The following is a 15,701-nucleotide window of genomic DNA, read 5'->3' as shown; positions in this document are numbered from 1 at the left end:
CGGGACCCATGAGTAGCGCGGCCGGATCGCTCTCGGAACCGCAGGTGCTGGCCCACACCAAGCGGCGGCTCTTTCCGACGGCAGGTGGCGACGACGAGCGATCCTACGTCGTCGCCGACACGCAATTCTCGCAGGACGAGTGGCGCCCCGGCCGGCCGATCGAGCCGACGGTCCGGGACCGGCTGGCGCCGTTCAACCACGTACGCATCGGCGGCGGCTATCCGGATCTCGTGGGCGTGCGGAGCCTCGAGTCGGAACTGCTGGCGGTCGATCGACTGGGCGACGAACCGCCGCTGATCGCCGTCGAGGCGAAGGGGTACGCCAGCGGCGGCGTGGACGCGCGACTGGGAATCGTGCAGGCCTACGACCGCCTCCACGAGGCGAACGCGGCGTACCTCGCGGCGCCGACGGCCGCGATTTCGGCGACCGATCGCACACTGGCCCGAGAGCTGAACGTCGGCGTGCTGGGCGTGGATTCGGCGGGCGACGTCGAGGCGCTCGAGGTCCCCCGAATCGTCGGGAACCGGACCTCGAGCGAGGCGACGGCGCTGCGGTTCCAGGCCGGCGCGCAGGGCGTCGCGAACGCCTCCTTCGGGCTGAACCACCCGAAGAACTACCTCGGCTACCCGCTGGCCCACTACGCGGACGGCGACACCGCGGCCCTGCTATCCGAGTACGATGTCGTCGGCGCCGTCGACAGCGCGAGGCAGGGGGCCGCGTTCCTGGGACTGATCGAGGACGGCCCGCGAGGCGTCGAACTCACCTCGCTCGGGCAGGAGGTGGTCCGGTTCGGCGTGGGTCGCCACGGCGCGGTCGAGGCGGCCCTCGAGGAGTTCGCGGACTGGTACCGATCGCAGAAACGGTTCGTCGACCTCGCGCCAGCGTGGGGGCAGTTAGCCCGCCGGGTGGTATTCGAGTACCCTGCGACGGAGTTGCTCGTGACGGAACTCCAGACCATGCACGACGACTGGCAACCGGAGCCGTCGCTCGTGGACCTCGTCACGCATCTCCACGAAGTTCATCCGACGTTCACGGTGGAGCTGTTCCTCCGCGGGGACGACGACGTCCGGCGCCGGGTGCTGACCGAGGACGGCGACCTTCGACGCGAGGCGCTCGCGGACGGCGCCGTCTACCACTCGCCGACGGTGTTTCAGCTGAAGGCGATGCTCTATCACACCGGGATCCTGACCGAGCGGGGGGCCGAGCCGCACCGCCTCGAGCCCCTCGAGGACGTCTGGGCGCTTCGCGAGCCGGTGTGAGACCCCAGCGGGCCGATGGCCGTCTGGCCGCTTCCCCGCCCTTTTTCACGCTGTTCGGCCAGTATCCACCATGACTCGCGGGCTGGAGCCGACGGAGGAGTACGACGGCTCGATCAGGGTGCGGCTCCTGGACGACGAAACGGGCACGACGGAGATCGCCTGTTCGTCCTACGAGCACGCCATCGAACACGTCAAGGACAATCAGTCGTCGGTCACGGCGGCCAAGATCGTCGATTCGGACGGGACCGTCGTGTTCACCTCCGCCGACATGGACATCGACGACTGGGAAAGCATCTGGCGTCGGGAGAAACGCCGGCAGTCGGTTCACGTCGAGGCGTACGACTGTCCGTACGACAACGTCTCCTGTTTCGCCGACGATCTCTGCGTGCAGTGTCAGATCGACAAAGTGCGAGACGGGTACTGAGCTTCGTTCGTCCCCTCTCACCTGTTCTCGAGGCCGAGCGGCCCGTCCCCCGTGTGTCAGGGCGCTGCGGTCGCGGTTCCGCTGCTCTGGGGGTCGAACGGGAGGGTAATGACGATCTCGTCGAACCAGACGACGGGGCGCTTTCGCTGTCCGTCTTCCTCGAAGTAGACGATGCCCAGCTGTGCGAGCCGACTGAGTTCCTCGTGGACGTTCTTGACGTCGCGATCGACCACTCGCGCCGCCTCGTTGATACTGCCCGGTTCGTGCCGTCGAACGGCCTCGATCAGGTCGATCACGCGTGGCGTAAGCGTGTCCATGAGGTCGTCGTAACTCCCGAACGAGAGCGTCGGTACCGGGTCGGATGACTTTCCGTGATCGAGCGTTTCGATCGCTGCGACGACGTCGTCGTGGAACTCCTGGGACGATCGTACCGTAACGACCAGTTTCGATTCGCGTTGGAGCTGTTCGCGTTCCATCGGGTGCAGCGGTGGGGTATCGTCGGTCATTGGGTGTTCACCTCGTGAGCTGGCGCATCATCTGTCGTCGAACTCGTCTTTCGGAATCTCGCTCCAGAATCGGTTCCAGAGTTCGATCATGCCGGGAAACTCGATGGTTTCTGGCTCGGGATCGGGCGCGACGTGGAGTTCGTGCCCCTTCGTATCCTCGTGTGAGTTATCGTATCGCCGAATCGTCCCATCGTCGAGTGTTTCCGGTGGGTTCGGTTCCGTCGTACCGTAGTGGAGTTTGTAGGCCCATCCCGACGGATACGCATCGCGAGTCGTTCGCATGACGAATACACGAACGACAGTTCCGTCCCGGTATTTCTCCGTCGTAGTGATCCCATCTAGGTCGTCGTCCGTCGGCGAGGCCATCCTCGCTTATTGGTACGGCAACCAGCGCAATAATGGTATTGGTCACCAGACCAATGGAGCATCGTCCTCTCGCGACGAGGGAACGATAGTCTCTACGGCGATTCGAACCCGTGCATCTCCCGGTGAGCGGCCAGAAACGTCGCATGCGGTCGCTTTTCCTCGTCCGCCGGCACCGTCAACTCCTCGCCCTCGAGTCGGACGAACTCCTCGTACCCCTCGAGGTCGGGCCGGTCGGCGACCAGTACGCGGTAGTCGTCGGTCACCGCGAGCCAGCCGGCGTCGAAGGCCCAGTGGTGGAGCCGACAGAGGGCGAGTCCGTTGCGGACGTGATCGCGGCCGTTCTCCCGTTTCGGGTAGACGTGGGCGGCCTCGATATCCACCGTGCCGGCGGGCGACTCGCGGGACGTCCCGCAGATCGCACAGCGTTTGTCGTAGGCGGCTTTGACCCGCTTCGCGAAGGCGCTCGAGCGAACGCGGCGCTGTGTCACGGTGAATTCCTCCTCGTCGGCGGTGAGATCCGGTTCGTCGTCCTCGCCGGCGTCCGAACTGCTATCGTCGGAAACTGAGTCCGCGAGCGCCTCGAACTCGGCGGGGTCCTCGACCTCGAGGTGCGCCACCGTGAACCGGTAGACCATCCGCTCGCCGTCAGGATCGGCGACGTACTCGGCGTCGACGACGTCGACCAGCCCGTCGTACCGGAGTCGATCCTCGTCCGCCGGCTGGTAGAAGAAGTACACCGGCGCGACTGCACCCTCGGCGTGGTCGACCAGCGCTGCGTTCGCCGGCGTCAACTGCTGGTCGCCCTTCGCGGGGACGCCCTCGCCGATGTACGTGAACTCATCGCCCGCGAGATCGTCGCCGTAGGGGCCGTCCTCGCGGGCCTTCACGATGACGTACGCGAGGTCGCCGTCGTCGTCCGTTCGGGGATTGATCCCCTTGATGTACGAGCCGAAACTCGTGTCGAACGCCGCCTCGAGTTCCGACTGCGTGTAGTAGTCGCCGCGCTCGAGCGCGGGCAGCCCCGACGCGACGCGACGAGCCAGCCGTCGCCCGCTGTCGGTGAGCGCGTTCGTGCCGTCCGTTCGCTCGACGTAGCCGAGACTCTGTACCCAGCCGCGATGCTGTGCGGGTCCGGCGGAATCGGACCAGTCGAATTCCGAATGGTCGGCTGCGATCGCCGCTCCCAGTTCGGCGTCCGTCTTCGGCCCTTCGAGCAGCGACTCGAGGATCGTCTCGAAGCCGGAGACGTTCTCGGTGAGTGCGTCGAACAGGATCTCCGGGTCGGTCTCCGAAAGCCACTGAATGCCGCGTTCGGTCAGTCGGACTCGGTCCGCGTCGATTTCGAGCAGTCCGATCGCTCCGAGAAACCGCAGCCGATTTCCGATCCCGTCGTCGCTCGTCGCCCGCGTGTTCGCTTTGATCCACTCGAAGAGGGCTTCCTCGCTCGGGCCCTCGGTGAGGACGTAGCCGCACATGTCCTCGAGGACGTCCGTATAGTTCCCCGCCCCGCCGAAGAAGCGGACCGCGATGTTGCGTTTGTGCTCACCCATCCGTACTCGCGATACTGCGTCCCTTCGAACACGTGATACATAAACCGGACGGCTGTACCGCGTCGGTGCACGTCCCGCCGACCGTGGAGTCGGTTCTGATCAGTCCAGCATCGGTTCTAATCACTCCAGCGTCGGTTCCGATCACTCTGCCGTCGGAATCGGCAGTTCGGAGACCAGCCGCTATCGGAACGGTGGAACGGTACTCGGGGACGAAACGACACCCTACCGCGCTCGCGAGAAACCGATCTCAGAGGGACGGGTCGTTGTCCGTGACGCCCAGCGACTGATCCGCGCCGATCGTCACGGGTTCGAGCGAAATCTCGATTTCCTGGCCGGAGCGTTCGACGACGATCGTGTGGCCGGCGTACTCGAACTCGAGCGACGAAAATCCGGGACTCGAGGTACAGAGCGAATCGATCACTTCGGGATCGATCGCGTTGTAGAGGGGGTCGAGTTCGAGGGGATCGATGCCGGTGGCGTCCGCGACGAGGTCGATTACCGCCATCGCTGGTTCCTCGTCGGCAGCCGCCACGGTCGTCGAATGCTGAGAGTTCATAATCGGTGATGTCGAGAGCGGGAGTTAAGAATATGACTCAATTTTTCGGGTCGGCTACGACAGGCAAAATCACAGTTTTACTCGAGTGACAGTGCGAATCCGTGGATGCTGATCGCGCCAGTCGCGCGCTCGAGTCGACGTCAGTCCCGCCGCGGGACCTCGTGCCGACCGAACCCGTACCGAAGTCGGTTGGCCAGTCGTCGCGAGAACCGACCGTCGTCGGCCCGCGACCCGAATCGTTCGGCCAGCGCGGTGTAGATGAGCGGCAGCGGCACCTCCTGCTCGAGGGCCTCCTGAACGGTCCACGTGCCGGTCGAGCCGCCCTCGACGCGGTCCGCGACGGTCCCCAGGTCCGGCCCCTCCTCGCGGAACGCCTCCTCGCAGAGTTCGAGGAGCCACGACCGGATGACGGCGCCGTTGTTCCAGACGGACGCGACCGACTCGAGGTCCAGATCGTACCGGCCCTCGTGGAGCAACTCGAAGCCCTCGCCGTAGGCCTGCATCAGCGCGTACTCGACGCCGTTGTGGATCATCTTCACGTAGTGGCCCGCGCCGGCGGGCCCCATCCGTTCGTGGCCGTCGGGACCGGTCGCGACGGCGTCGAAGACGGGCGTCAGTTCCTCGTAGGCCCACGCGGGCCCGCCGACCATCAGCGAGAACCCGAGCTCGGCGCCCGCGGGGCCGCCGGAGGTCCCACAGTCCAGATACGCCGCGGGGCATGCCTCCGCCCGGCGAACGGAGTCCTCGAAGTAGGAGTTGCCGCCGTCGACGACGACGTCGTCCGAATCGAGGTGGCTCTCGAGTTCCTCGAGCGTCGCGTCGACCGCCTCGCCGGCGGGGACCATCAGCCAGATGCGCTTCTCGTCGCCGAGCCGGTCCGCGAGGTCGGCGACCGAGTCGGCCGGTTCGGCGCCGCCGTCGGCGGCCGTCGCGACGGCTTCCGCGTCGAGGTCGAAGGCGACGACGTCGTGGCCCGCCTCGAGCGCCCGGTCGACGACGATCTGTCCCATGCGTCCGAGTCCGATTACGCCCAGTTGCATGGCTGCCACTCCGCGGGGCTGTGAGGTAGTGGTTGTGATTTGGAGAGCGAGCGGACGGGAGCGATGACGCCGATACCGTCGACGGCCAACGGGCTCGGAATACGCGAACGACGACGAACTGAGTCGAGACGGGGCGGACGCTGGACGGGTCGAAACGGAACACTACGAGCGCGAAAACGGGTCGGCGATCGACGTCCGCCGCCGCGACGACGCCGGTCGGTACTCGACCGTGCGAGCGCCGCGTGGGGGCGGTCCTACTGCAGCGGTTCCTCGAGGTGCGCCCAGCCGATCGCGTCGAGAACGACGATGTGGTCCCCGTAGTGGACGTAGACGCCGTTGTACGCGCCGTCGGCGTCGGCGTAGTACGGCAGCGAGCCGCGGACGGTGTCGACGACGGACCAGGCGCCGTCGCGATCGAGGGTCACGTGTTCCCACTCGTCGCGCGCGTCGTTGCGAACGGCGCGGTCGATCGCTCGCCGCGCGCCGGGAATGTCGCTCAGTCGCTGCGAGGAAACGTCGACGACGGTCGCGTCTTCGGGGACCGCATCTCGAGCGACGATTCGAGCCCCGAGGTTCGCTTTCGACCGCGACGGGCGTTTCGTCCGCTGTTCCGAGTGTAGTACGTATCCGGCGACTGCGGCGGTACCGACCGCGAGTAACGACAGCGCCATATCTTTGCCCCTGATCATCATGGGAGTACGTTACAGTAACTGACTAAGTATCTTTCGCAAGAATGTCCGGATCTCGTTGTCGACGAGGCGACTGATTCGGGGGAAATCGGGTGGGGTCGCGGGGAGCGACGGGCCCCCGTTTCAGAGGAGCGCGGCCGCGTTCGACGTGAGCGCGCCGCCGACGACGAGCAAGGCGACGGCGACGACCGCCGCCGCCCGATACAGTGGCAGGGCGTCGCCAGCCGGTTCGCGCAGTTTCTTCCCGTTGAGTCCCGCCTCGAGTCGCTTCGCGCCGATTTCGACGAGAGCGGCCAGGATCGCCCAGAGGGCGACCATCCCGAGCACCAGGTGGCCGTCGGTCGTCCCGAAGAGCCCGTCGGCGGTGTATCGCGATCCGGCGAGGTGGCCGCCCGAGAGCAACAAGAGGAGCGCACTCACCCGCGAGATGGTCGTCAGTTTTCCGGAGATAGCCTCGAGCGGTTTCGTCGTGTTGAACGCCCCGTCTCGAGCGAGCGGTAACACGACGAACGCGACGTAGAAGACGCTGCCGGCCCAGATTCCGGCGAAGATCAGGTGAACTGTCTGGGCGAGGAACACATCAACCATACGGACCCACTCGGAGGGTGGCAGTATCAGCGTTCCGACTCGCGGCCGGAATCGTCGTCGGACCGCCGACGGTCCCGTCACTCGAGCCAGTCGGGGAGCCACGCGACCAGCCGTCGCCGGAGGAGCGCGTAGCCCAGCGAGAGGGCGACGCCGGCGAGGACGAGGGCGACAACCGGGCCGTCGAAGGCCACCAGCGCGGGCACCGCGAGCGCGGTCGCGAGGGCGGCGTCCTCCGGCGCGCCGTCGTACCGGATCCAGCGGCGCGGCCGGATCCAGCGGCCCCGAACGTGGTCGTAGACGGCTCGTTCGCTCCGGTCGTTCCACGGGTCCATCTCGGGTCCGCCGCCGATCGAATCGCTGGCGGCGTGGAGCCACCCGGCGACGGCGAGGGCTACGAGCGCCGTCGTAACCGGAGTAGGGACGGCGACGGCGAGACCGACTGCGGGGACGGCGACTGCGGCGCCGGCGACCGGAAAGTGAAACGTGCGCCGATGGGCGAGGACGAGGTCGAAATCCGGCGCGAGCCCGCCCGCGATCGCGCCGACGGCGAGCGGCGTCGCGAACTCGGGGATCGCGGAGGCGACCGGCGCGACGACGGCGAGGCCGGCGAAGACGTGGGTGGTCGCCATCATCGGTACCGGCTCCTCCGACGGGCGTCGGCAAAAGGGTACGCGAACCGGACGCCGGCCCCGGGCGGCCGCGACCGTCGGCGCGTCACTCTATAGTAACAACTGAAACGATTCACACACCGATCGCACGACAGCTGTGCGATCGGGTGTGCATTGACTTTCAGTGGCTACTAGAGGTTCTCGCGCTGGTAGCTCCCGTCGTAGACGTCCTCGTGGTCGGCTTCCGCGAGGACCAACTGGGCGATCCGCGCGCCGCGTTCGATCTCGATGTCGTGGTGGACCTGCAACAGCCCCTCGCCGCGCCCCTCGTAGCCGGCGTCCCAGACCGCGGTGTTCAGCATACAGGAGTTGCGCATCAGCGACGAACGGGGATAGACGAAACCGATGTGGCCCTCCGGAATGCGAATGCGCTCGTCGTACCGGGCCACGTAGGCCCCCTCGGGCAGGTAGTAGGTGTCGGGATCCTTCTGCTCGAGTTCCTCGAGCGGGCGGGCGACGCGGTCGCCGACCTGTTTGCCGTCCCGGCCGATGCGGCCCGGCTCGAGTTGTTCGAAGACGAGGTCCAGGGTGAGGTCGACGCCGTTGGGCTGGATCTGGTCGTCCGTCGTCGGCGAGACGTGCTCGGCGACGAACGTGCCGGAGCGGAACATGTCCGGAGAAGGTCAGGGAACGGAGAAAAGCGTATCCGTTCTCGAGTCGTTGGTGACGGGAACGCGTGGCAGACCCGGCCGTCGGTGAGGCCGAACCGTCCGTTGGCGGGGTCGAATCGAACCGATCGAACGTACCGGGTTTCCGCCCGTCCATTCGAGCGGCAAGAATTACCAGAAAATCTTCCGAATTCGAGGCGTTGGGGCCGTCTCCTCTCGTAGAAACACGCTGGATTTATCACGCCGGAAAGCCGAGTTTTGAGTGCTATGGGACAAACTCTCACCGAGAAGATTCTCGACGACCACCTCGTCGAGGGCGAACTCGAGACCGGCGAGGAGATCGGGATCGAGATCGACCAGGTACTCACGCAGGACACGACCGGGACCATGGTCTGGCTCCAGTTCGAAGCGATGGGACTGGACGAGGTCCAGACCGAGATCGCGGCCCAGTACTGCGACCACCAGACCTACCAGTTCGACTTTAAGAACACCGACGACCACCGTTTCCTCCGCTCTGCGGCCGGTAAATACGGCGCTCACTTTTCCCGACCCGGTAACGGTATCTGCCACAACGTCCACCGCGAGAACTTCGCAGCGCCCGGAAAGACGCTGCTCGGTTCCGACAGCCACACCCCGACGCCCGGTGGCATCGGCGAACTCGCCATCGGCTCCGGCGGGATCGACGTCACCGTCGCCATGGGCGGCGCACCGTACTACATCGAGATGCCCGAGATCGTCAACGTCCGCCTCGAGGGCGAACTCCCCGAGTGGGCCACCGCGAAAGACGTCATCTTGGAGCTGCTCCGTCGCCTGACCGTCAAGGGCGGCGTCGGCAAGATCCTCGAGTACACCGGCCCCGGCGTCGAGTCGCTGACCGCGCCCGAACGGATGACCATCACCAACATGGGCACGGAACTGGGCGCAACCTCGTCGATCTTCCCGACCGACCACCAGACCAAGGACTACCTCGAGCGTCTCAACCGCGGCGAGGAGTACGAGGAACTCCAGCCCGACGACGACGCCGAGTACGACGACGAGATCGTCGTCGACCTCTCCGACCTCGAGCCGCTGATCGCACAGCCCTCGATGCCGGACAAGGTCGTTCCCGTCAGCGAGGTCGAAGGCGAATCCGTCGAGCAGGTCATCGTCGGCTCCTGTACGAACGGCGGCTACGAGGACATCCTCCCCGTCGCCAAGATGCTCGAGGGACGCGAGACCTCGATGGAGACCGAGACGATCGTCGCGCCCGGCTCCAAGCAGGCCTCCGAGATGCTCGCCCGCGAGGGCTGGGTCGCGGAGATGATGGCCGCCGGCGTGAACTTCTCCGAGGCGACGTGCGGTGCCTGTATCGGCATCGGCCACGTTCCCTCCTCGGACTCCGTCTCGCTGCGAACCTTCAACCGCAACTTCGAGGGTCGCTCCGGGATCGAAGACGACAACGTCTACCTCTGTTCGCCGGAGGTCGCCGCCGCCGCGTCGCTCAAAGGCGAAATCGTCGACCCACGGAATCTGGCGGACGAACTCGGCGACCTCGAGGCCCCCGGCGTCGAGCTCCCCGACGAGTACGACGGCTCCAAGACGGACCTCATCGCTCCCGACGAGGCCGTCGACGACGAACTCATCAAGGGCCCGAACATCGGCGACGTCCCGCTGAAGGACCAGCTCGGCTCCGAAATCAAGGGCGAGGCGCTCCTGAAGATGGAGGACAACATCACGACCGACCACATCATTCCCGCGACGCAGGACATCCTGATGTACCGGTCGAACGTCCCCAAGCTCTCCGAGTTCACCCTCTCGCGCGTCGACGACACCTTCGCCGACCGCGCGCTCGAGGCCGACGGCGGCTTCCTCGTCGCCGGCGAGAACTACGGACAGGGCTCCTCGCGTGAGCACGCCGCGCTGTGTCCGATGTACCTCGGTATCGAGGGCGTCCTCGCACAGAGCTTCGCACGCATCCACCGCGCGAACCTCTTCAACTTCGGGATCATCCCGCTGACGATCGACGAGGACACCTACGAGAACATCGATCAGGGCGACCAGATCGAGATCGTCGACGACGTCTACGAGGCCGTCACCAGCGGACAGGAAGAATTCACGGTCCGCGTCGGCGACGAGGAGTACACCGCAACGCTCGACGCCTCCGAACGCGAGCGCGCGATCCTCGCTGCCGGTGGCAAACTCGCCTGGACGAAAGACCAAGCCGAAGGCGGCAGCGGTGCCGCGCCCGCCGACGACTGATCGCCTCGCGTCGGCGATCGAATTCCCGGTGCGATTTTTTCGCCGTCGCTCGGTTCGCCTCTAGCCGATAGTATTTATCCGTTCCTCCGTCAGTTCGGATATGGACGATTCGCCGCGCGAGTTGCTCGTCGAACTGCTCGAGACGCCCTCGCCGTCGGGCTACGAGACCCGCGGCCAGCGCGTCTGGCTCGACTACGTCGAACAGTTCGCGGACGACGTTCGGACGGACGCCTACGGGAACGCTATCGCCGTCCACGAGGGCGACCCCGACGCGCCCGAGGTGGCCCTCACCGGCCACGCCGACGAGATCGGGTTCATCGTCAGATCGATCGACGAGAACGGATTCGTCAGACCGGGACGAATCGGCGGCAGCGACCCGTCGGTCTCGCAGGGCCAGCACGTGACGATCCACGCCGCCGACGGCCCCGTCGAGGGCGTCGTCGGACAGACGGCGATTCACCTCCGCGAGGAGAGCGACGACGGCGATCCCGACATCTCGGATCTCTGGATCGATATCGGTGCCGAGAGCGAGGCGGAGGCGAGCGAGCGCCTCGAGATCGGGGACCCGATCACGTTCTCGTCGACGGTCTCCTGGCTCTCGGAGACGCGCCTCGCCGCCCGCGGGATCGACAACCGCGTCGGGACGTGGGCCGCCGCGGAGGGCTTTCGACGAGCCGTCGAAGCGGGCACCGAGGCGACCGTCTACGCCGTCTCGACCGTTCAGGAGGAAGTCGGCGTCAAGGGCGCGCAGATGGTCGGCTTCGACTTAGAGCCCGACGCCGTCGTCGTGGTCGACGTCGGTCACGCGGTCGACTACCCCTCGGCGCCGAGCGAGAAGACGAGTCAAATGGAACTCGGAGAGGGGCCGGCCCTGGGTCGGGGAAGTACGAACCACCCCACGCTCTTCGACGCGCTGCGGTCGGTCGCCGACGACCGCGCAGTCGACGTACAGGTCGAAGCGCTCGGGCTCGGCACGGGCACGGACGCCGACGGTTTCTTCACCGCAGCCGGCGGGATCCCCTCGCAGGTCGTCAGCGTTCCGAACCGGTACATGCACACGCCCGTCGAACTGATCGATACGGACGATCTCGAGTCCGTGGCGGCGCTGCTCGGCGCCTTCGCGAGTCGTGCGGAGGAGTTCGCCCCGTTCGCCGTCGATATCTGATCGGACGCGACGCGAGCGGCGACGCCGGCGGTCGCGGATCGGCACCGTCATCCGGCCGGAGCCGATAGCTCGAGCGAATGCCGACTCGTGGACACGAAAACGCGGGCTACCGACGACTGTTCGACCGCGACGGGCTGACCTTCGGCGCCGGCTTTCCGCTCACGGGAGCGAACCGTTCGACGCCCGACCTCGAGGCCGAAATCGAACTCGCGAACCACGCCGAGTCGGTCGGCTTCGACGGCCTCTGGGCCCGGGACGTGCCCACCTACTGGCCGAGGTTCGGCGACGCGGGCCAGACGTTCGACACCTGGCCCTGGCTCTCCCACGTCGCGGCTCACACGGACGAGATCGCGCTCGGGACCTCGAGCGTCGTCCTCACGCTTCGCCACCCGATCCACGTCGCGAAGTCCGCCGCGACCGTCGACCGCCTCTCCGAGGGTCGCCTCGTCCTCGGCGTCGCCTCCGGCGACCGCGATCCCGAGTACCCCGCCTTCGGGATCGACCGCGAGGAGCGGGGTCGAGCGTTCCGCGAGCGGTTCGAGGCCATCCGAACCCTCTGGCGGGAGGAGTTCCCGGAACTCGAGGGCGAGTGGGGCCGTCTCGAGGGTGACCTCGACGTGACCCCGAAACCGACGACCGAGACGATTCCGATGCTTCCGACCGGCAACTCGCGACAGTCCGACGCGTGGATCGCCGAACACGGCGACGGCTGGCTCTTCTACCACCTGCCCGAGCGCACCCTCGAGGACTACCTCGCGGACTGGCGCGAGGCGGCGGGCGAGAAACCCTTTGCCATCGCCGTCCGGGTCGAGTTCGCCGACGACCCCACGGCCGACGCCGAACCGCTCCATCTGGGTTTTCGGGCCGGCGTCGAGTGGTTTCGGGACTACTTTCGACGGCTCGAGGAGTACGGCCTCGATCACGCGATTATCGGCCTGCAAAACGACGACCGCGAGGCGGCGCTGTCGACGTTCGCGGACGAAATCATCGATCAAGTGTAGCGGTATCGGCCTCGAGTCCCGCTCGCCGACTCAGTCGTCCCTCTCCGCGCGGTCGCGCAGGCGGCGCTTCTGCCGGCGCTCGGTCACGTGGTCGACGCAGTCGGTAACAGTGATTTCAGGGGCGGCAACCGATTCCGGTCTCGACTGAATCGCACCAGATGGGGCGGCAGACCGACTCGAGCGGTCGGCTACTTGCCGGTCGGCGTCACGTTGTTGCTGACCGCCTGCTTGACCTGCAGGGCGGCGCTGGCGGCCAGGCCGCGAGCGACCTCGTCGCGCTCGTCGTCCGTAATGACCGCGTCGCCGGCCGCGATATCCTCGAGATCGGGGGTGAAGCCGGCACTGACGGCGTGGCCGACCGGGGGGCGAACGGCGACGGTGACCTGCGGGCCGGTAAGGCTCGTCGAGACGTCGGCGTCGACGACGTACTCGTCGGGGAGGAACTCGCGGGTCCGGGCGGCGATCCGCGATACGTCCCGGTGGAGGCTGCGCTTTTGCGTTCGCGAGAGGTTCGGAACGTCCGCCGCGGCACGCTGACCAGCACCCGTCTCCCCCGGCAACCCTGCGTACGGCGTATTTCCGTTCATGAGAAGTCTGTACGCGTATCAACGAACCGGCGGGTCAAAAGGATTCGCCTTCGGACAGAACAGACAACGAGTCAACATATCGGCTCGCCCTCGCCGTAGACCGCGAGGACGAGCGCGGTCGTGTGCGTACCCGACTCGGCCCGCTGACTCTCGACGGCGACCGACGGTTCGTCGAAGGTCCACTTCCGCAGTTCCTGTCCCGCGCGCAGCCCCTCGCGAACGCGGCGTTCCACGTCCGCCTGATCCGTCTCGCCGGCCGTCTCGTAGAACAGTCCCGGCCCCTCGACCGACTGGGACCACGACAGCGCCGCGCTGACCTGCCCCGGCCCGGCGGTGGTGGCTCGAGCCTCGACGACGGTCAGTCGGTCGCCGGCGGGGCCGAGATCCGGCGCCGTGCCGACGGCTTCGACGTCGGCGTCGGCGGGGATCACCGAGGAGACCGAGACGAGGTTGTAGTTCTCGACGCCGGCCTCGGCGAGCGCGGCGTCGTAGGAGGCCATCTCGGTGGGTGCCGACGCGGCCCCCCAGACGACTCGAATCGTGCTCATACCCGCCCTCGGGGACGAGCGGCGTAAGGGCTTATGATTCGACGGTGGGCTCGAGCCGATACGAATCGACGGCAAGAATTAGAGACGGTGGCCACGAGCGGCGCCCGAATAATTGAGGGCGCCGCGAGTCGGGGGAGGGCAGGCAATCGAACAACAGTTACCGCGAGCGAGGCCGACGACCGATGTGAACGAACGACTGAAAGGAGGGAGGAGCGTCTTCGTGAGCAGCGCGGGACCTTTGGTCCCGCGGGCCGTTCGCGCGGCAACGCCGCGCGAAGACGTAGCGAACGAAGGCTCGGAAGTCGCAGCCCGCGAACGAAGTGAGCAGGACCGTCTTCCGTTGCTTTTCATCGAAGCTGAGCGGGATCGAAGATCCCGCGAGGTCGTCGGCGCTTCGCGCCGACTGCCCGAGCTACCTCCGGTCCCTCGCTGTCCAAAAGAGCGCGAAGCGCTCTTTTGAAGATTTTGCCGAGTGCGGTCGCTTCGCGACCGCACGAAGAGCAAAACTCCGTTATTTATTGATAGAAGTAGCCCGCCGAGGAGATCACGTCGCTCGAGTCGTCCTTCTCGATCTTCTCGAGGGCGTCGACGAAGTCCTGATGGGTGACCTCGTTGCGGTCGTTGCGGATGGCGAACATGCCGGCCTCGGTGGCGAGGCTCTCGATTTCGGCGCCGGAGTAGTCCTCGGTGTCGTCCGCGAGGTCGGCGAAGTCGACCTCGTCGGCGACGTTCATGCCGCGGGTGTGGATCTCGAGGATCTGTTCGCGGCCGTCGCGGTCGGGGTTGGGCACCTCGATGAGACGGTCGAACCGGCCCGGGCGCAGAATGGCGCGATCGAGCATGTCGAAGCGGTTCGTGGCGGCGATGATCCGGACCTCGCCGCGGGCCTCGAAGCCGTCCATCTCCGAGAGGAGTTGCATCATCGTGCGCTGGACCTCGGCGTCGCCGGAGGTCTTGGACTCCGTGCGACGAGTCGCGATGGCGTCGATCTCGTCGATGAAGATGATGGCGGGCTGGCGCTCGCGGGCCATCTCGAAGAGGTCCCGGACGAGCCGGGAGCCCTCGCCGATGAACTTGCGGACGAGTTCCGAGCCGGCCATCTTGATGAAGGTGGCGTCGGTCTCGTTGGCGACGGCCTTGGCGAGCATCGTCTTGCCCGTCCCCGGCGGGCCGTAGAGGAGGACCCCGCTCGGGGGTTCGATGCCGACCTCGTCGAACAGTTCGGGTTCGGCCAGCGGCTGCTCGACGGCCTCGCGGACCTCGCGGACCTGCTCGTCGATGCCGCCGATGTCGGCGTAGGTGACCGTCGGTTTCTCGGTGATCTCCATCGACTGGGCCCGCGCGTCGGTCTCGGTGCTGAGCACCGTCTGGATCGCGAAGGAGTCGTTGACGGCGACCCGGTCGCCGGGCTCGACCTCCTCGACGATCCGCGGCGAGACGTCGGTGAGCACTTCCTGGTTGTTCCCGTGCTGTTTGACGATCACTTCCTCGTCTTCGAGGACGTCCTCGACGGTGGCGATGTACAGCGAGGAGCTCTTGAGCGTCTCGTTTTCGCGTTCGACGCGGTCGACCCGGTCGCGGAGTCGCTCGCGTCGCTCGTCGGCTTCCTCGAGCTGTTCTGAGAGTTGTTCGTTGACGTCCACGAGATCCTGCAAGTGACCGCGGAGCGCCTCGAGCCGCTCGTCGTCGGGGAGATCCGGATCGATATCGCGGTGAGGTCGGTCGGGGATAGACGGGCTTCGAGACATCCTGACGTACGCTGGTAAGTCCCCGACGATAAATGTGCCTTTGGGTCCCGGACGGTTTTCGAATCCCGCCGAGGGCGGTACGACACCCGCGATATGCGGGGGTACTGAGATGGGCATAGCGGCGACGACGGGGGCGGTATCGGGCGACTCGAGCCACCCG

17 protein-coding genes are annotated in these 15,701 nt (G+C 66.6%); 5 read left to right on the top strand and 12 right to left on the bottom strand.

The genetic code is table 11. The features are described 5' to 3' along the window. The first annotated feature begins 8 nt into the window (after positions 1-8). Positions 9-1,259, top strand: coding sequence for a type 2 periplasmic-binding domain-containing protein (locus J0X25_RS23505; protein WP_207289983.1), 1,251 nt, complete (start codon positions 9-11; stop codon positions 1,257-1,259). Between the two features lie 70 nt (positions 1,260-1,329). Beyond that, the gene (locus tag J0X25_RS23500) at positions 1,330-1,683 is read left to right on the top strand and encodes an uL18 family ribosomal protein (protein WP_207289982.1); all 354 of its coding nucleotides are present in this window, start codon (positions 1,330-1,332) and stop codon (positions 1,681-1,683) included. A gap of 56 nt (positions 1,684-1,739) precedes the next feature. Here J0X25_RS23500 and J0X25_RS23495 read toward each other — a convergent pair whose 3' ends face one another. The 9 genes from J0X25_RS23495 to J0X25_RS23455 all read right to left on the bottom strand — a co-directional run bounded on the left by J0X25_RS23495 (position 1,740) and on the right by J0X25_RS23455 (position 8,257). Next, positions 1,740-2,189 (bottom strand): HVO_A0114 family putative DNA-binding protein, encoded by a 450-nt coding sequence (locus tag J0X25_RS23495; protein WP_225896727.1) that lies wholly within the window; start codon positions 2,187-2,189, stop codon positions 1,740-1,742. Between the two features lie 27 nt (positions 2,190-2,216). Continuing rightward, positions 2,217-2,555 carry a toxin-antitoxin system TumE family protein gene (locus J0X25_RS23490; protein ID WP_207289981.1) on the bottom strand — a complete coding sequence of 113 codons (339 nt, stop codon included), beginning with the start codon at positions 2,553-2,555 and terminating at the stop codon, positions 2,217-2,219. A gap of 92 nt (positions 2,556-2,647) precedes the next feature. Further along, positions 2,648-4,105 carry an HNH endonuclease gene (locus tag J0X25_RS23485; RefSeq protein WP_207289980.1) on the bottom strand — a complete coding sequence of 486 codons (1,458 nt, stop codon included), beginning with the start codon at positions 4,103-4,105 and terminating at the stop codon, positions 2,648-2,650. A gap of 247 nt (positions 4,106-4,352) precedes the next feature. Continuing rightward, complete coding sequence (locus J0X25_RS23480) at positions 4,353-4,661, bottom strand: HalOD1 output domain-containing protein (RefSeq protein ID WP_225896726.1); 309 nt, start codon at positions 4,659-4,661, stop codon at positions 4,353-4,355. Between the two features lie 140 nt (positions 4,662-4,801). Beyond that, positions 4,802-5,701 carry a phosphogluconate dehydrogenase (NAD(+)-dependent, decarboxylating) gene (gnd, locus tag J0X25_RS23475; protein WP_207289979.1) on the bottom strand — a complete coding sequence of 300 codons (900 nt, stop codon included), beginning with the start codon at positions 5,699-5,701 and terminating at the stop codon, positions 4,802-4,804. A gap of 254 nt (positions 5,702-5,955) precedes the next feature. Further along, entirely contained in the window at positions 5,956-6,393 is a 438-nt protein-coding gene (locus tag J0X25_RS23470) for a hypothetical protein (RefSeq protein WP_207289978.1), read from the bottom strand. Positions 6,394-6,513: 120 nt separating this feature from the next. Then, the gene (locus J0X25_RS23465) at positions 6,514-6,978 is read right to left on the bottom strand and encodes a copper resistance protein CopD (protein WP_207289977.1); all 465 of its coding nucleotides are present in this window, start codon (positions 6,976-6,978) and stop codon (positions 6,514-6,516) included. 77 nt (positions 6,979-7,055) lie between these two features. Then, positions 7,056-7,610, bottom strand: coding sequence for a metal-dependent hydrolase (locus J0X25_RS23460; RefSeq protein WP_207289976.1), 555 nt, complete (start codon positions 7,608-7,610; stop codon positions 7,056-7,058). A gap of 167 nt (positions 7,611-7,777) precedes the next feature. Beyond that, positions 7,778-8,257, bottom strand: coding sequence for a deoxyuridine 5'-triphosphate nucleotidohydrolase (locus J0X25_RS23455; protein ID WP_207289975.1), 480 nt, complete (start codon positions 8,255-8,257; stop codon positions 7,778-7,780). Between the two features lie 264 nt (positions 8,258-8,521). On the opposite strand from J0X25_RS23455, the gene J0X25_RS23450 reads away from it, so the two are divergent. The 3 genes from J0X25_RS23450 to J0X25_RS23440 all read left to right on the top strand — a co-directional run bounded on the left by J0X25_RS23450 (position 8,522) and on the right by J0X25_RS23440 (position 12,658). After that, complete coding sequence (locus J0X25_RS23450) at positions 8,522-10,492, top strand: aconitate hydratase (protein WP_207289974.1); 1,971 nt, start codon at positions 8,522-8,524, stop codon at positions 10,490-10,492. Positions 10,493-10,592: 100 nt separating this feature from the next. After that, a complete protein-coding gene (locus tag J0X25_RS23445) occupies positions 10,593-11,657 on the top strand; it encodes a zinc-binding metallopeptidase family protein (RefSeq protein WP_207289973.1) in 1,065 nt (354 codons plus the stop codon). Between the two features lie 77 nt (positions 11,658-11,734). Next, complete coding sequence (locus tag J0X25_RS23440; protein WP_207289972.1) at positions 11,735-12,658, top strand: LLM class oxidoreductase; 924 nt, start codon at positions 11,735-11,737, stop codon at positions 12,656-12,658. A gap of 188 nt (positions 12,659-12,846) precedes the next feature. On the opposite strand, the gene J0X25_RS23435 is transcribed toward J0X25_RS23440, so the two are convergent. The 3 genes from J0X25_RS23435 to pan2 form a co-directional block, all read right to left on the bottom strand. Beyond that, a complete protein-coding gene (locus J0X25_RS23435; RefSeq protein WP_207289971.1) occupies positions 12,847-13,245 on the bottom strand; it encodes a DUF5811 family protein in 399 nt (132 codons plus the stop codon). A 71-nt stretch (positions 13,246-13,316) separates the two neighbouring features. Next, the gene (locus J0X25_RS23430; RefSeq protein WP_207289970.1) at positions 13,317-13,793 is read right to left on the bottom strand and encodes a pyruvoyl-dependent arginine decarboxylase; all 477 of its coding nucleotides are present in this window, start codon (positions 13,791-13,793) and stop codon (positions 13,317-13,319) included. A 515-nt stretch (positions 13,794-14,308) separates the two neighbouring features. Beyond that, positions 14,309-15,541: a proteasome-activating nucleotidase Pan2 gene (gene pan2, locus J0X25_RS23425; protein ID WP_207289969.1), complete on the bottom strand. Its 1,233-nt coding sequence runs from the start codon at positions 15,539-15,541 to the stop codon at positions 14,309-14,311. Positions 15,542-15,701 lie beyond the last annotated feature (160 nt).

This window comes from Haloterrigena alkaliphila (assembly GCF_017352155.2).
In the GTDB taxonomy this organism is placed as follows: Archaea; Halobacteriota; Halobacteria; order Halobacteriales; family Natrialbaceae; genus Haloterrigena; species Haloterrigena alkaliphila.
The sequence above is the reverse complement of the archived record's forward strand: the minus strand, read 5'-3'. Positions and strand labels throughout refer to the sequence as shown.

Coding starts and splice junctions, on each gene's coding strand:
- J0X25_RS23455 (WP_207289975.1), bottom strand. CDS start 8,257: ATGTTCCGCTCCGGCACGTTCGTCGCCGAGCACGTCTCGCCGACGACG.
- J0X25_RS23495 (WP_225896727.1), bottom strand. CDS start 2,189: ATGACCGACGATACCCCACCGCTGCACCCGATGGAACGCGAACAGCTC.
- J0X25_RS23505 (WP_207289983.1), top strand. CDS start 9: ATGAGTAGCGCGGCCGGATCGCTCTCGGAACCGCAGGTGCTGGCCCAC.
- J0X25_RS23480 (WP_225896726.1), bottom strand. CDS start 4,661: ATGAACTCTCAGCATTCGACGACCGTGGCGGCTGCCGACGAGGAACCA.
- gnd (WP_207289979.1), bottom strand. CDS start 5,701: ATGCAACTGGGCGTAATCGGACTCGGACGCATGGGACAGATCGTCGTC.
- J0X25_RS23485 (WP_207289980.1), bottom strand. CDS start 4,105: ATGGGTGAGCACAAACGCAACATCGCGGTCCGCTTCTTCGGCGGGGCG.
- J0X25_RS23500 (WP_207289982.1), top strand. CDS start 1,330: ATGACTCGCGGGCTGGAGCCGACGGAGGAGTACGACGGCTCGATCAGG.
- J0X25_RS23470 (WP_207289978.1), bottom strand. CDS start 6,393: ATGATGATCAGGGGCAAAGATATGGCGCTGTCGTTACTCGCGGTCGGT.
- J0X25_RS23445 (WP_207289973.1), top strand. CDS start 10,593: ATGGACGATTCGCCGCGCGAGTTGCTCGTCGAACTGCTCGAGACGCCC.
- J0X25_RS23490 (WP_207289981.1), bottom strand. CDS start 2,555: ATGGCCTCGCCGACGGACGACGACCTAGATGGGATCACTACGACGGAG.
- J0X25_RS23450 (WP_207289974.1), top strand. CDS start 8,522: ATGGGACAAACTCTCACCGAGAAGATTCTCGACGACCACCTCGTCGAG.
- J0X25_RS23460 (WP_207289976.1), bottom strand. CDS start 7,610: ATGATGGCGACCACCCACGTCTTCGCCGGCCTCGCCGTCGTCGCGCCG.
- pan2 (WP_207289969.1), bottom strand. CDS start 15,541: ATGTCTCGAAGCCCGTCTATCCCCGACCGACCTCACCGCGATATCGAT.
- J0X25_RS23440 (WP_207289972.1), top strand. CDS start 11,735: ATGCCGACTCGTGGACACGAAAACGCGGGCTACCGACGACTGTTCGAC.
- J0X25_RS23430 (WP_207289970.1), bottom strand. CDS start 13,793: ATGAGCACGATTCGAGTCGTCTGGGGGGCCGCGTCGGCACCCACCGAG.
- J0X25_RS23435 (WP_207289971.1), bottom strand. CDS start 13,245: ATGAACGGAAATACGCCGTACGCAGGGTTGCCGGGGGAGACGGGTGCT.
- J0X25_RS23465 (WP_207289977.1), bottom strand. CDS start 6,978: ATGGTTGATGTGTTCCTCGCCCAGACAGTTCACCTGATCTTCGCCGGA.